The following is a 16222-nucleotide window of genomic DNA, read 5'->3' as shown; positions in this document are numbered from 1 at the left end:
TATTAAAAAAATAATATTTTTTCGTTTAATCAAGGAAATAGCGTAACTTATCCCTCCGGCTGGAATGTCGAAGCCTGTTCAGCGCTTTTTTCTCAATCTGACGAATTCTTTCCCTGGAGACATTGAAACGTTTCCCAATCTCTTCAAGGGTATATTCTGCTTTTTCACCAATTCCAAACCGAAGCCTTATAATTTTTTCTTCCCGCTCGGTCAGGGTTGACAACACCTCGGTAACCCGATGCGCAAGTTCTCTGTTCTGAACGGCATCATAAGGTGATTCCGACTCCTGATTTTCAAGAAAATCACCTAAGGTGGAATCATCGTCTCCAACAGGTGTCTCCAGCGAAATAGGTTCCCTTGATGCCTCTAGAATTGCCAGGATTTTATCCATTGGCAAGTCTGTCATCTTGGAGATTTCAACTGGAGTAGGCTCTCGTCCCAACTCTTTTAAAAGCGAGTAAAACGCCTTAAAAAACTGACTTCGCAGTTCAAGAAAGTGAACAGGGAGGCGAATAGTACGGGTCTTGTCCAATATTGCTCGGGTAATCGCCTGCCGAATCCACCAGGAGGCATAGGTGGAAAACTTGTTCCCTTTCTTGTAATCAAAGCGAAACACAGCCCGCATCAAGCCAAGGTTCCCTTCCTGAATAAGATCAGCAAGGGTGAGTCCTTGGTGCATATACCGTTTGGCAATGGAAACAACAAGCCGCAGGTTTGCCCGAATCATGCAGTCCTTGGCTACTTCGATGGACCGGTTGTATGCCTCAAGTTTTGTATTGAGGTCAAACAGATCGCGCACATCCTGATTATTGCGACTGGCCATGTTTACACAGTGCCGCATATAATTAAGCTGCTGTTTTTTCGGTTTTAAAGTCGGATCCCTTCGCTGCCAGAGATCGATACGCTCAACCAGCATCTCGATCTCCTTGATGCCGGTTTCATCGGCTCGAATAGCAGCAATAATTGCATCAAACCCCTCGCGAATGGTTTTGGAATATTTTGCTTCTTCTTCCGGGGTCAGTAAATCAAACTGTCCCATCTCCCGGAGGTAAGTTGTGGTTGTTTCTTCAGACTCATGTTCTTCGCTGTCCGGCAAAGAATCACTGGATGAGTCTTCATCTGTATTTTTTTTACCGGTCCATTCTTCACCGGAAAGGGTTTTTCTTTTCCCGGATTCTTCCTGGGTAACAATTTCTATATTGTTTTCCCCAAGAAAATCGAATAACTCTTCAATGGCATCCGGATCTTTTATTTTTTCAGGAAGTAATTTGTTGAGCCGCTGAAAAGTAATACAGCCCTCAACCTTACCAGCTTCAAGAAGGTCATTTTTGATACCTGCAAGCACCTGCCTTCTCCCCCCTCAACGGATATATATAAATAGATTAGCTTAAACAAAGCACAAAGAAGACGACAATCTAATGCGTTACTGCTGAAATTTCAAGTCCAGAGTTCACAGATCCGCATTTTTTCAACTTTTATAGATGCAGAGAAAGAATCCACAGGATAAACTGTTCTGCATACCTCAATCTAATTTTTCATAAGCATTCTGTTCATTTTCTAGAGTTTTATCTTATATTGGTTTTAATGGTATGGACTTTAAGCAAATAGTCTTTCACAGGAAAAACACATGGCCGACACAAACACCATTGATATTTTAACACAACGATCAAGCGGCGTTCTGCTGCCGATTTTTTCCCTTCCCGGCCCCCACGCAATAGGCGATATTGGAAAGCCGGCAATGCACTTTATCGATTTCCTCCACCAGGCCGGTCAGCGATACTGGCAGATCCTCCCCTCCGGGCCAACAGAACCCGCCTTTGCCAACTCACCATACATGAGCCCTTCAGCTTTTGCAGGCAACCCGCTCTTTATCAGCACTGATGCACTGCTCGCCGACGGACTACTGGAAAATCACGACAATGAGACTATAGACACTTCGGAGTACATTGTCGACTACCCCAAGGCATTACAACTCAAACAATCTTTACTGCACAAGGCGTGGCAACGATTTATCACCAGTAACCGGCAAGATACACTTGATGATTTTTCCAGCCGTCATCCATGGGTGAAAGATTACAGTCTTTTCCAGGTATTAAAAAAACGCTACGCCAATGCGCCATGGTTCCAGTGGCCGGAGACCATAAAAAAACGAGACCCGGAAACGCTGGGAAATATCCGCCGGGAATACGCTTCTTCCCTCTCCTACCATATCTTTGAACAATACCTTTTTTTTCGTCAGTGGGAAAAATTACGTAAATATGCACGCCAACGCGACGTTCGTCTCATAGGTGACCTACCTATTTACGTGGCTGCTGACAGTGCCGACGTATGGGCCAACCAAACCATTTTCCAACTGGACCCTCGCACCTCTCAACCGACTAGCGTAGCAGGAGTACCTCCGGATTATTTTAGCGACACAGGGCAGCACTGGGGAAATCCATTGTATCGATGGCAAACAACCAACCAAAAAACCAAATCCACATTATGGGATTGGTGGGCAGCCAGATTTCGTCACAATTTTTTACTGACAGATGTACTCCGAATTGACCACTTTCGAGGATTTGAATCGTACTGGTCCATCCCGGCAGAAGAAGAAACAGCCATCAACGGAAAATGGATCAAAGGGCCAGGGCTCCCCTTTTTCAAAGATATGGAGAAAAAAATAGGTAAACTGCCCATCATAGCCGAAGACCTTGGCATCATTACCCCAGCCGTGGAAAAACTCCGAACAGATCTCGGTTTTCCCGGAATGCGCATACTTATGTTTGCCTTTGACGGTGACACCGACAACACCTACCTCCCGCAAAACTACGACAACAACACCGTTGTCTACACCGGTACCCATGATAATGACACGGCTGTCGGCTGGTACCTGAACCCAACCGTTGCTGTTGAAGACAAACAAAGGGCCAAGCGCTATGCCAACCAAAGTGATATGGAGGCGGGCGTATTCCATAAAGACCTGCTTTACATGGCCCACTCTTCTGTTGCCAATATTGCTATAGTCCCCATGCAGGATCTTTTGGGATTTGGCAACGACTGCCGGGTAAACACTCCTGGTACCATCGAAGGCAACTGGCAGTGGCGCTGCGCTTCCAGGTTTATCACCCAGGAGCTTGCGGATTGGTTAAAAGAACATACCATTACTTTCGGCCGGATGGTTGCTACAGAACAAAAAGTGGAGCAAACATGAACATTCTTCTTCTAAACGGCAGCCCTAGAGAAAAAGGCAATACCAGCATTCTGCTCGATGCAGTTCACCAAGGTATCGTTCAAAGCGGTCAGGTGGCAGAGAGAATCGACCTGCCCCTGCTCGACATTCACCCATGTACGGGGTGCGGTCATTGCGAACAAACTGGGGAATGCATCTTCGATGACGATATGCAGGAGCTTTACCTGAAAATTGCCAATGCCCAGCGAATAGTCATCGGCTCGCCCATTTATTTTTATTCCATCACCGCTCAGGCCAAGGCTTTTATAGATCGATGCCAGGTCTTTTATAGCCGCAAATATCTTCTTGGCCAGACAAGCGATGACCGTACCAACAAAAAGGGCTATTTCGTTAGCGTGGGCGCGACCGGCGGCTACAAGCTCTTTGACGGCGTCCAACTCACCATCCGCTACGCCTATGATGCCATGGACTTCACCTACAACGGCGGCATCTTGGTAAAAGGTGCAGACAACGAAGGTGCAATCAACGAACAAAAAGAAAAGCTGGTGCAAGCGGTAGAATTGGGCAGACAACTTTGCGAAGAATAAAGTTTCTTTTCCTTTAAATCAGCTTGACAAAAACCTGAAAGTCCTATAAAAGAGCCGCAACTCAGACCACGACGGCCCCATCGTCTAGTGGCCTAGGACTCCGGCCTCTCACGCCGGCAACAGGGGTTCGAGTCCCCTTGGGGTCACCAAATATAAAAGGAGAGAGCAGTTTGCTTTCTCCTTTTTTTTTTGCTGCAATCTCCCTCCCCTATCACACCCCTCCGCTCTTGAACCCCTTCAGCACAAACTGCTTTCCCAACATAAAATATGAACGATACAGTATAAAAAAATCGTTGAGTAATGGTGGGTTACCTGCTATCGAACAATGAGTAAATTACAAATTTAATGGACACTGCGGGCGCGAAGCCGATAATGTTAGATAAAAATTGGGGTCTGTCCCGAATGGCGCTAGTTTAAGGCGTTTTTTTAGTGCAAACCGGACTGATATTATTGGTTAAAAATGTTATTTTTAACCATGAAGAATAAAGTAAATCCAACACCAATGTTACCCGGTTTTTATCTGCCACGTCGAGGAAGGAAACCTCGTTCAATTCAACAGGTATTGGCAGATAAAATTGCTTTTCTCCAACAGAAAACGTTCAAACAAATTGGAGAAATATTTGGCTGTTTTATTCCTGGCGATTACCTCAAGCCAGAGTCATCTGGATCTATGAGTCGCAGGACTTTTTACTCCAAAGAGAATACTTTCTGGGCGTTTTTAGGGCAAGTGCTGGATGCAGATGGCGGATGCAAGGAGGTTGTCAGGAAGCTCCAATCTTATGCATCACTTAAAGGAACCAAGCTTCCTTCTTCATCAACAGCATCATACTGTACGGCTCGTAAAAAACTCGATGAACAAACACTTACGGATATTTTTCAGTATACAGCTGAACGGAGTGACAGTTCGACAAAAAGCGGTCTATTAATGGACCGTCGGGTCATTGTTGTTGACGGAACAGGGCTTAGCATGCCTGACACTCCTGGTAATCAAGAAGTATGGCCACAATCAGCGGCACAAAAACCTGGTTGCGGTTTTCCGTCAGCGCGCGTATGCGCCTGCTTCTCTCTGGAAAGCGGCGCAATGCTTAGCTATGCCGTCGGAAACAAGAAAAATAACGAATTGCCCCTTTTCCGTCAACAGTTGGATACTTTTCGGCCTGATGATATTTTTCTCGGAGACAAGGGTTTTTGTAGTTATTTCGACATGGTAAAGCTAAAGGAGCTAGGTGTTGACAGCGCCCTTACGCTTGCGCGTCGTAAGCCAGCCAGCAAATCGAACTGTCTGAAACAAATAGGTGAAAACGACTTGCTTATCAAGTGGGATCGCCCTAAATACAATCCTGGCTTGTCTTATTCCAGAGAAACTTTGGATCAGCTCCCTTTGGAGCTTGAATTGAGGCAGATCAGGGTGGTGGTTAATCAACCAGGGTATAGGACAAAGGGATTTTTCATTGTAACGACCTTGCTGGATCCCATCAAATATCCTAGCGAGGAAATTGCCGAACTGTACCTGAAAAGATGGGATGTTGAGCTTTTTTTTCGAGATATAAAGACGACCATGGGAATGGATATTTTACGGTGCCAAACTCCGGAAATGATATCCAAAGAGATCCTTATGAACTTTATAGCTTACAACTGTGTTCGTAGGCTTATGTATGAAGCGGCAGAAAGAGTGGATGTTGCAGTTAGACTGGTAAGTTTTAAAGGGAGTTTGCAGGCAATCCGAAACTGGGAACCTCAGCTGAACCATGACAAGTTGAGCAATACAGAACGAATTAAAATGCTTGATGATTTATACGGCACGGTGACGGGGTTACCCCTTCAACAAAGGCCAGGCAGAAGAGAACCGAGGTGCCTAAAACGACGCCAGAAAAACTACCAACTATTAACCAAACCGAGGCATGAAATGCAGGAAATGGAACACCGCAGCAGATATAGTGCAAATAGCTTAAACTAGCGCCATTCGGGTCTGTCCCCTATTGTTTCCTAACCGCTTCCCAATACTGCACAGTTCAACTCACGAACCACTCCCTGATTCACAATTTATTCCCATGAGAATGTTACTCGTTATTAAGTTATAATATCAATGCGTTGAAAACATTTTAAAATGGTACTATACCACGGCATTGATAAAATTCTTAATCTGGTGAACTGGCAGACAAACCGACCTGACTTAACGCGCAGTTAAAAAGGCGGATTATTGATATTTACCACCGACATTGAAACTTACTATCGAAGAAAAGGCCTTTTAATTTATGCGCAGACGGTTCGGTTGACCATTAAAACGTGGTCTGTCCCCTGTTTATGCATGGTCTGTCACCTGTTTATGCACTAGAAGATATCGTTGACGGAAAGGCCTGCGCATTCAGAAAAGATCACACAGTAAAGGTCAAAAGTCTCTCCAGACAGGGCAACCGATTGATAGCAACCAGTGAAAACGTAATGAAATATCCACCATATGAAATCGACGAGGATGATTTTTTTTAAATTGGGAAGGTTGTGTGGCTTGGGCATGAGGCAGCTGTTCCCAAGATTACCTGAAATCCAAGAATAGCAATAAACTTTAAAATTGGCTTCGTAAACTTTTAACAACTTATGCGTTTATAACGAGATTTTTCTTGACATATCAATGAGTTAGGGATTTTCGCTTTTTTGTAAGAAAAACAAATACTTACAAGGAGGCGCTATGTCGCATATAAAAACAATCGTGAAAGCAAGCAAACGGAATAAAGATAGGGCCGAGGCTATCAGGGTGCGTAAACACCTCAATGCAGATGCGTTGATCGCATCTCTACGCAACCGTTTTAAAGCCATTTCCGATAACCGGGCGGGAAACAGCACTGTTCCCCTTGTCGATGCCCTAATGTCTGGTTTTGCAATGTTTTCACTCAAGGATCCTTCGTTGTTGCAGTTTGACCTTCGCCGCCAGGCAGGTGGTCATAATCTCCGATCACTTTACGGCATCAAAAATATCCCCAGCGATTCTGCCATGCGAGAAATTCTTGATGGTGTCTCCCCGGATGAACTAAGGCTCGCTTTTAAAGATGTTTTCCGCCCCTTACAGCGCGGTAAGCTTCTTGAAAAGATGGTTTTCATGAAAGGTTGTTACCTGCTGAATCTTGACGGTACGGGGTATTTCTCGTCCAACAAAAGACATTCCCCTGCTTGTATGCAAAAGGTAAATTCCAAGACAGAGGAAATTACCTATTATCTACAAATGCTCGGGGCTGCCATAGTTCATCCTGAGCGCAAGGAAGTTATCCCTCTTTGCCCGGAAATGATCATGCAACAAGACGGCACCAATAAAAATGATTGTGAGCGTAATGCTGCCAAGCGATTTATCGCCCACTTACGCCGGGAGCATCCCCATCTGCCGCTCATTGTCAACGAGGACGCACTCAGCTCCAATGCACCTCATATACGTGATCTTCAGGAGCACAATCTTCATTATATTCTCGGTGTAAAACCAGGGGACCATGAATTTCTTTTCCAGTTTGTCGATAATGCCGCCGAACAGGGAAAAACAACAGAGTTTGTGGTTGAAGATGAGAAGAAATTACATATTCACCACTGTTTTCGGCTGCTAAACAACGTCCCGCTTAATGCTTCTAATCAGGATCTGCGGGTCAACTTTATAGAGTATTGGCAACATGATAGTAAGACAGGGAAAGTCCTGCATTTTACATGGATTACCGATTTTACGGTTTCTCGAGAGAATGCCATGCAGATAATGCGTGGTGGCCGTGCCCGCTGGAAGATCGAAAATGAAACCTTCAATACGCTGAAGAACCAGGGATACCACTTCGAGCATAATTATGGTCTTGGCAAGCAGCATCTGAGTACGGTATTTGTCTTGTTAATGATGTTGGCCTTCCTTGTTGATCAAATCCAGCAACTCTGTTGTCAGTTGTTCAATGCTGCCTTGAAAAGGGCAAGAGGCAAAAAGAATTTCTGGGACTGGGTACGTTCACTCTTTCGCGTAATGATGCTGGACAGTATGGAGCAATTGTATCGCGTTATTCTCAACCCTGAACCGCAGAGGCTGGTCCAAGTTGAGTGAGCTACTTTCTTTTCAAAGATCAATCCCCTGGCACCACAGAGGACAGGGACGAACGGTGAGCCATGCCCAAACGGCAAAAAATGTTCTCATTTCAGCAGCTCACAACCAAGAAACTGCACGCCAGAAAGACGTTGCCTGGTAAAGGTAATAGAACCAGAGGCTTATCGAGACTCATTTGAGGCAAGATGGCTTACTCTGGGAACTGCTGGGCATGAGGTAATTTAGATTGTTGTCGCTTAATCTTTTAGAAACTAATAGTAAATTAACTAACACAATTATCAATATTGCATGCTATGATTTTATCTCATAACGACGACCCGACATTGCACGATGGATTTGATAATAAAGATTTTATCAAAGAAGTTTGTTTGCTTATCAAAAAATGCAGGCCACCAAAAGGAATTGGTTTGAATGGGTATTGGGGTACAGGTAAAACCAGCGCATTATTACAAGTTTACTTTCAGCTTAGCGGAAAATCACCTTATAATAATGATATTGATACTAACTCTTTTTCTGCAGAATATGTTGATGAATCAATAATTCCTATTTGGTTTGAAGCATGGCGTTATCAATATGAGGGGCAGCCAATTGTAGCACTGTTGAATGAAATTAGACATCAAATGGGGATGTTTCAAAAGTTTACTGATAGCACCAAAAAAATTGCTGGCGTTACGATATTAGGAGCTCTTTCTGTATTTGACGAAGTGATCAAGGTTGCAAGTGGTGGCCTACTAAAACATCAAATAGATAAAGTGCAAACAATAGGTGATACATGGGAGAAAGAAAGATACCAGCAACATCTCCCTGGTCAAACTATAAATAAGCTACTTCAGGAAGCAATAAATTCCATACTTCCTGAAAAAGATAATCCCAAACTAGCAATTTTTATTGACGACCTAGACCGTTGTGAACCGGAGTCGGCACTTCGTCTTATGGAGGGAATTAAGGTTTATTTAAACCTTGATAATTGTGTTGTAATATTTGGACTAGATCAGAGGCAAATTGAACGTGCTTTAATAAAGGCACTGGGGTTAAATAATCACGAAAACGATGAACATTATGCACGCGAATATTTGGAGAAAATATGTCAAGACATTATTCATCTCCCCCTTGCAGGTAAAAAGAAAAAATCAGATTATTTTAGTGGATTACTGAAAGAGGTTGTAGGAGAGCCAAAGCATCAATTTTGTGTGGAACAAATTATTAAAGTCACTTCAATGTATGACTGCCTACCTGCTAACCCTCGAAAAATAAAAGCACTGTCAAATCGGATTGCGAGTATGTTCCGACAGCAGTTGAGCCTTGAATGGGAAAATGGGCCTACTTTTTCATCACTTGGAGAGGAGCAAGACGAAACCTCCAATTTGGATAAAAACGCAGCTATTTGTTTAATTGTAGCTATTTTATATTGTTTTCATAGGGCTGTTTATGAACAACTTCAGAAAAGTCCAGAATATATTTCAACAGTGGTTGAGTATGCATCATCGCAGGATCTGAACAACGAGGATTATTTACCTATGCGAGGCATTAAGCCTTCAATGTCGGTGGACAAGGAGCTGCCGGTTAACCCTAGTGATAGTAATGTGTTTCGTCTGCATCAGCTACTAATAGATTTAAGAACTATTGGATCTGAAGAAATTCTACTTTTTACTAATTTATGAAAAAAAAAGATTTATATTGGCAGCGGAATTTTTCAAATGCTGGATTCCATCCATTGCGAAGTAAATTTCTTGATCCAAGCAACAATAATGAATTGTTGATATATTATCAAAACATTAGAAAAAAGTTTTTATATACAACTAATTTAGGATTAGCAATTGATGATAATGACTTTGATAAGTCAGGTAAACCTGTTTTGCTTAATAATCTTTTTGTTCCGCCTTTATTGAGTGTTAAACCTCTAACACCTGAGGATGTTATAAAAGCAGACAATATAAAGCAAGGTGACAAAAAGGAGATCCTTCAGGTTTTACGAGAAAACCATCGTGTTTTCGTGCTTGGTATCCCAGGTTCTGGAAAGACAACTCTGCTACAATGGTTGCTGCTGTCTTTGAGTTATAGCGGGAAAAATCATATAAAAAGTGAACTTGGCAATCTCGTTCCTTTTGTAATGATATTGCGTGAACTACCGATGGAAAAAGTCGATTCATGGAAAAATCTTTGGGAAATTTATGTTGAATATAATGAAATATCTATAAGTAGTGAAATATTAATCCATTTAATGGAAGTTGGTCAGGTGTTATTTCTTATAGATGGTCTTGACGAAATATCTGATTTTGTTGCACGAAAAAAACTTTTTAAGGCTATTCGTGAAGGTATGTATGCTAATGGTCGATGTAGATTTGTAATTACATCTAGAATTGTAGGTTTTTCACTTAATGATTTTTTTGAAAATGAAAAAGAAGGTTTTTTTGAAAAATTACAAAGTTTGAATGATTACACAAAAGATTACCAATCAAATAGAATATGGTTCGACAATAGCAGTTCTGCAAAAGAAATATACAGTAGTGAAATAAAGTATGAATATTCGAAATTGGAAAATACATTAAAAAATAAAGTAATACCTGCTACTTTTAACCTTATTCCTTTTGATTCTAATCAAGTCCGAAAATTTATTATTAACTGGTACAAAATGTACGAGGTTGACACCTCGGTTCATGTTAAGCGAGTTGATGACCTAATATCTCGTGTTAAGGGTAACGATGGACTTGGTCAATTGAGCCGTATACCTGTTTTGCTAAATATGATTTGTTTTATTCATGCAAGGCGAGCTCGATTGCCGGATGGGAGGGCAGAGTTATTTGAGAGAATAGTCGAAACATATTTGGTGTCTCTCGATAGAGCTCGCGGACTAGAATTTGACCCCACTGGCATCAGTGTTGATTTTAACGATTTAAGCAATTGGCTTGCGCTTGTCGCGCTAAGCATGCAAAAACGCCGTGGAACTAAGAATGACACTGTAATAGTAGCAAAAAGTGAAATTGAAAAAATTTTCCTCCAGGGGTTAGAAGAAAAGGGGATTTTCTTAGAGAGATGCCAGGAGCAATGTAATTTCATTTTAGAGTACATTACTAAACGAAGTGGCTTTTTGGTCCCTGTTGGCAGAAAAGAGGGCGAAGAGGTTTATGCTTTCAATCATCTTTCTTTTCAGGAGTATTTTGCTGCCCGTGCACTAGATGAAGATGTTGTCTTTATCCTAATGGATGGTGGAGGGGCGAAGGAAATTAAAAGTTATCTTGATGTGCCTCATTGGCTTGAAACCTTTGTGCTACTTTTTGAATTACAGAAAACGGTTAAAAAAGCAGATAGACTAGCTCGTTTACTTTTTACAGAGGACTTTACAGTATCAGAAATTCCTTATAGTTACTTAGCAAAGGCACATGTAGCTATGGATACAGCAGTTCGACTTAGCAAAGGAATGCGTGACCGTTTAATTGGAGAGTGTTGGCGGGCGATGCTAGCAGATATGACTTCGAACATTCTGAACAATTACGAAATAATTCCTAGAGAAGAAAATTATGAAAAATATAATTTGTTATGGGAGTTGCAAAATGTCCTTTTTAATAAAAATTTTGATAGCGTAAATACTTTAGTAAAAATAGCACAAGATGCTAAAAGACTAAATATTTCTGGTAAACAAGTAAATGATATAAGTTGTTTATCAAAAATGAAAAACCTTGAGTTTCTTTCACTGATAAAGACATCAGTTGTTGATATTAATTGTTTGTCTGAGCTAGATAACCTTAAATATCTTTTAATAGATAATGCCTTAGTAGAAGATGTGGGCAGCTTGTCCCGGAACAAAAACCTTGAGTCAGTATTTTTAAAAAGTATTCCAATTAATGACGTTAGTGGTTTGGCAAGTCTAACAAACATTGTTAGGCTTGCTATCGAAAGCGAAAATGTATGCGATGTTAGCAGTTTAGGGGATTTAAAGGCAGTCCATTATCTTTCCTTGAATAATACTTCAGTCGATGACATAAGTGTTTTATCCAAAATGATTGATCTTAGTAATCTTCAATTGGACAATACTTTAGTAGGCGACATTGACGTATTTTACTCACTCAAAAACATAAGACTTGTTACATTAAATAATACTTTAGTAGAGGATGTAGGCAGTCTATCTTCTTTGAAATACTTAAAATTTCTTTTTATGAGTGATGTTAATGTAGAAGATATAAGCAAGTTGTCAGGGTTGTCATATATTGAATTTCTTTTTTTGAATTCAACATTAATTGGTGACATTGATAGCGTCAAAAATCTTACCCAACTTAAATCTTTTTCTATAAATAATACTTCAGTCGACGATATAAGTGCTTTGGAAAAGCTGCGAGAACTAAATTATATTTCTTTATCAAATACTTTAGTGAGTAATATAAGTAGTCTGGAGAAATTAACTAATTTAGAAAAAATATTTTTAGATGGTACCCATGTAAACAATATTAGCTGTTTGTCTGGGTTAGACAAGCTTACTTCTATTTCTTTAAATGGTACACCCGTAAACGATATTAGCTGCTTGGCAAAGCTTGAGAACCTTAAATATGTTCATCTGGATAATACTCAAGTGAGTGATGTTAGCAGTTTGTCGAAGTTGAAAAATTTAGAAGTATTGTCTCTGGTTGGTACTCCAATTAGTAATTTTGGTTCTCTTTTTGATAAAAATGACCTTGTTATTCAAGAATAATAATGGGTCTTTGTCATAGTTGCGGAGAATAATAGCTGACGTACCACGATAAAAACATTAATATGTTGAAAAGGCGAAGGTGTCAGCGAAGGAGTCAAGTCTTTGCTTGACTCTTCTCGATGCTAATTAGGGGCAGCCCACAGTTATTTCAGTCTCAACAAGATAAGGGAATCTCGAATAAATGGTTCATTCCCCAGCGTCTTTAATTATGCGATAAATATGGAAATCAGGGTCAATTCAACATCTGAATTTTCGTGTTTTTGGGGTTGCAGCGAACAGCTTTGCCGCCCTGAAACTCATTTTCTTGCTATGTCGCAAGCAATGTGCCCAACCGATCCATATTGTACGCAAGGTTTCTCATCCCAATCTTCACAGTCGCCCTTGCCAGGCCGACTGTTCTTACGAGCAAATTCCCTGCCTTCTGGGTTTGCGCACCGAAAACATGCTCAACCCTTACACGAACCTTCGATTTGGTCCTGTTACTTTTCTGTTCCCGAGCTGTCAGCTTTCGGTTCCGAGTGCCTTTACGATGGATGCGTTCTCGATAACCTGATTCCTCCAGCGACTTTAGACGATCTTTCGAATAGTACGCCGAGTCTGCCCAGACATTACGATTCGTGTTTTCCGCAAGTATTTCCTCAAACACATTGCTATCATGGACGGAAGCGTCAGTTACTTTCCAGCCACGGATGAGTTTATGCTTAGCATCAACGGAAATATGATTTTTAATAATAGGGGACGTACCACGATTAAAAAATGAGAAAAAGGCCACGGTAAGCGTTGAAAGTTTGGTGGCAAGCGTGGTGGCGGTTTTAATTCAGTTCCATGTGCTTTTAACGTAAATCCTGCAAAGAGTACCTCGCAAGATCTGTGCTATAGCGGGCTAAAAACTCAGCGATCCTGCCTCGGGAGCAGGCATACCATTTTTTTCATTACATAGGTAACGAATTCAGGACTGTCTTAAAATCATTTATACTATAAGGTTTATTAATTGCTCCGATGAAGCCATAATCCTTGTAATGAGACATGACAGAATCGTTTGAGTAGCCGCTTGATACAATCAAAAAGGCTTTTGGAAATTCTTCAAGAATCTTTTTAGCAGCTTGCTTTCCGCCAAGTCCGCCAGGAATTGTAAGATCCATAATCACAGCATAATATGGCGTATCTGATTTAGAGGCCTGCTTGTAGAGTTCGACGGCCTCATCTCCATCCACACAAGTTGTAACCTCGTAGCCAAGGTGTTTAAGCATTGATTCGGCAATTTCCCTGACTATTGCATCATCATCCATGACTAGAACCGAGTTGCCAATTTTCGTGTTGTGTTCCAGTGGTAAAGCATTTACCTGATCTAATGAGTAAGTTTCGCCAAGTGATGGTAAGTATATTGTAAAAGTCGTGCCTTCGCCAACTACTGAACTGACGTTAATACATCCGCCATGCTTGGTTATAATAGAGTAAGCAGAGGCTAGCCCCAGACCGTTGCCGGTGGACTTGGTGGTGAAATAAGGGTCAAAGATTTTGGTGATATCATCACCTGGTATCCCGCAACCTTGATCTGCAAATATTAAGCGTAAATATTCCCCTGGAGTAAGCGATAACTTGTTGTGGTCGTTAAGCGTTTCGTTTCTCCCGATTATAGTCAGCGTGCCACCTGTAGGCATTGCATGTGTGGCGTTGATGATGATGTTATGAAATACCTGGCTTATCTGACCTTCGTCGGCCTTAAAAGCGTGGATCGAATCTGGTATATCAACGATTTCTTTTACATTGGACCCATGTAAAATAAGAGATAGAGCTTCTTCAACAATATGGCGAGGTGAAACAATCTTTTTCATTGGTTCGCCGCCACGAGCGAATGTCAGAAGTTGCTGAGCCAATTCTCCTGCACGCAAAGCCGCTTTTTCTGCTGCAGCTAGAGGTTTCGAAGATTTATGGGTGGCATCAAGATGCATGTTTGCGAGGGAAATGTTACCTGTAACACCTGTTAAAATATTATTAAAATCATGAGCTATCCCTCCTGCAAGAATTCCTAGGGATTCCAACTTTTCCATTTTTAACAGCTCACGTTCATATTGCTTTCGTTTAGAAATATCACGGGAAATAGATATGATATGCGGAACGCCCTTAAGCGTTATAATTTTGGCAGACATCAGTCCAGTGATCAGCTTGCCGTCTTTTCTTCGAAATTTTGTTTCCATATTTTCATAGAAACCTTTATCCTTAAGTCCCTGTGCAAGCACGTTACGATCATTGACATCAGCCCAAATATTAAGTTCCAGTGATGTTTTTCCAATAACGTCATCCCGTGTAAATCCTGTTATTCGAGAAAATCCATCGTTGACATCTACATATAGACCGTCTTCTAGTCTGTTGATATTTATTGCTTCTGGGCTGAAACTGAATGTTAGGCGGAATTTATCTTCACTTTCTCGTAACTCATCCTCCATCTGCTTGCGCGCGGTGATATCCCGGCCTATCCCTAAAATACCAATCAGTTCTCCATTATTATTACGCACAGGCGTCTTGATGGTCTCCAGAAGGGCATGATGGCCATCGTCTGAGAACGTGATCCATTCTTCATTTATGGTTGGCCTACCAGCCTTCACGGCTTTCAAGTCATGTTCTCTGAAAAAATCAGCAAGATCTTTCCCTACAAAATCGTAATCAGTTTTCCCAATGATTTCAGATTGTTTTGCACCAAAAAAACGTTCGAATTCCAAATTGCATGATAAATACACACCATCTTTATTCTTCAGCCATACCAGATCAGGAATAGCCTGAATCAAGGTTTTCAAATGGCTTTCACTTTTATGAAGTTCACTTGTCGATCGCTTAAGTTTGGTGTTTAAACGAGAAATCAAAAAAAAGAGAAGACAGGAAGTGCTGAGAATAAAGAAAAGGCCCTTGAACATAGCTACTTGACCAATAATCAGCGGGTCCCGGACAATCCAGATCAACAGCGAGTCAGATAGATAAATCCAAATGCAGCCCAAAATGGCGTATAATATTACGATCTTTAGAACTTCTGGTTGTTTGGTCATTTATGCAATTTCGAAAGAGGCTGCGTAATTTACGCATAGCCGTTTATTTGAAAAATATGGGGGGGGGGGGGAAATGTAAAAAAGGAGTCAGATTTTTGCCTTACTCATTTTATTAATTTACAACACCCTCCCGTTCATGGCTAGTATTTATGAAGAGTACAGGATAGACTACGAAAAAAATTCTCTCTAGACCAATATAGCATACGGGCCATATACGGGTCCGGTATATGCCTCCAGGCCGCTTGCAATGTCCTCCAATGCCAAAAAGCGCTTAATAAAGCATGTAATTGCCTGAAAGGTAGTATCCGGTGCGGCCTCTTACGCCGGCAACAGGCGTTCGAGTCCCCTTGGGGTCACCAAATATAAAAGGAGGAGGCTGTTTGCTTTCTCCTTTTTTTATTGCTGCAATCTCCCTCCCCCATCACCCCTCCGCTCTTGAACCCCTTGAGCACAAACCGCTTTTTCATAATTCTTATTTCCCAACATACAACCTGAACGATACAGAATAAAAAAATCGTTGAGTAATGGTGGGTTACCTGCTATCGAACAACGAGTGAATTACAAAAAAAATGGTCGCTTCTCGAAGCCGCCAATGCTTGTGATAAAATAAACGGGGGGTTTGTCCCCCAATAAAAATACCTCTATATTTTCTGCAACTGTAACAAGGACCCATTTTTT

Annotated in this window: 9 protein-coding genes and 1 tRNA gene; 7 read left to right on the top strand and 3 right to left on the bottom strand. The window is 41.4% G+C overall.

Annotation, left to right across the window (positions count from 1 at the left end; genetic code table 11):
- Positions 1 to 25: 25 nt before the first annotated feature.
- Complete coding sequence (locus ACHZCY_RS01975; RefSeq protein ID WP_205223181.1) at positions 26 to 1345, bottom strand: sigma-70 family RNA polymerase sigma factor; 1320 nt, start codon at positions 1343 to 1345, stop codon at positions 26 to 28.
- Between the two features lie 282 nt (positions 1346 to 1627).
- Here ACHZCY_RS01975 and malQ point away from each other — a divergent pair, with 282 nt between their 5' ends.
- The 7 genes from malQ to ACHZCY_RS01940 all read left to right on the top strand — a co-directional run bounded on the left by malQ (position 1628) and on the right by ACHZCY_RS01940 (position 12503).
- Positions 1628 to 3193, top strand: coding sequence for a 4-alpha-glucanotransferase (gene malQ / locus ACHZCY_RS01970; protein ID WP_319547658.1), 1566 nt, complete (start codon positions 1628 to 1630; stop codon positions 3191 to 3193).
- Positions 3190 to 3759: a flavodoxin family protein gene (locus ACHZCY_RS01965; protein WP_319547657.1), complete on the top strand. Its 570-nt coding sequence runs from the start codon at positions 3190 to 3192 to the stop codon at positions 3757 to 3759. The genes malQ and ACHZCY_RS01965 overlap by 4 nt, the downstream gene beginning before the upstream one ends.
- A gap of 73 nt (positions 3760 to 3832) precedes the next feature.
- Positions 3833 to 3908: transfer RNA gene (locus tag ACHZCY_RS01960), tRNA-Glu, on the top strand.
- Positions 3909 to 4234: 326 nt separating this feature from the next.
- Positions 4235 to 5716 carry an IS4 family transposase gene (locus ACHZCY_RS01955; RefSeq protein WP_319547656.1) on the top strand — a complete coding sequence of 494 codons (1482 nt, stop codon included), beginning with the start codon at positions 4235 to 4237 and terminating at the stop codon, positions 5714 to 5716.
- A 729-nt stretch (positions 5717 to 6445) separates the two neighbouring features.
- Entirely contained in the window at positions 6446 to 7819 is a 1374-nt protein-coding gene (locus ACHZCY_RS01950) for a transposase (RefSeq protein WP_319547655.1), read from the top strand.
- Between the two features lie 293 nt (positions 7820 to 8112).
- Entirely contained in the window at positions 8113 to 9480 is a 1368-nt protein-coding gene (locus ACHZCY_RS01945; RefSeq protein ID WP_319547654.1) for a KAP family P-loop NTPase fold protein, read from the top strand.
- A complete protein-coding gene (locus ACHZCY_RS01940) occupies positions 9477 to 12503 on the top strand; it encodes an NACHT domain-containing protein (protein ID WP_319547653.1) in 3027 nt (1008 codons plus the stop codon). Before ACHZCY_RS01945 ends, ACHZCY_RS01940 begins: the two co-directional genes overlap by 4 nt.
- 307 nt (positions 12504 to 12810) lie before the next feature.
- On the opposite strand, the gene ACHZCY_RS01935 is transcribed toward ACHZCY_RS01940, so the two are convergent.
- Together ACHZCY_RS01935 and ACHZCY_RS01930 are read right to left on the bottom strand one after the other, a co-directional pair.
- Positions 12811 to 13275 carry a transposase gene (locus ACHZCY_RS01935; RefSeq protein ID WP_319547652.1) on the bottom strand — a complete coding sequence of 155 codons (465 nt, stop codon included), beginning with the start codon at positions 13273 to 13275 and terminating at the stop codon, positions 12811 to 12813.
- 160 nt (positions 13276 to 13435) lie between these two features.
- Entirely contained in the window at positions 13436 to 15544 is a 2109-nt protein-coding gene (locus tag ACHZCY_RS01930; RefSeq protein WP_319547651.1) for a PAS domain-containing hybrid sensor histidine kinase/response regulator, read from the bottom strand.
- Positions 15545 to 16222 lie beyond the last annotated feature (678 nt).

Source organism: Desulfogranum marinum (assembly GCF_963675105.2).
GTDB lineage: Bacteria > Desulfobacterota > Desulfobulbia > Desulfobulbales > Desulfobulbaceae > Desulfogranum > Desulfogranum marinum.
Note: the sequence above shows the minus strand (reverse complement) of the source record. Positions and strands in the feature narration are given on the sequence as shown.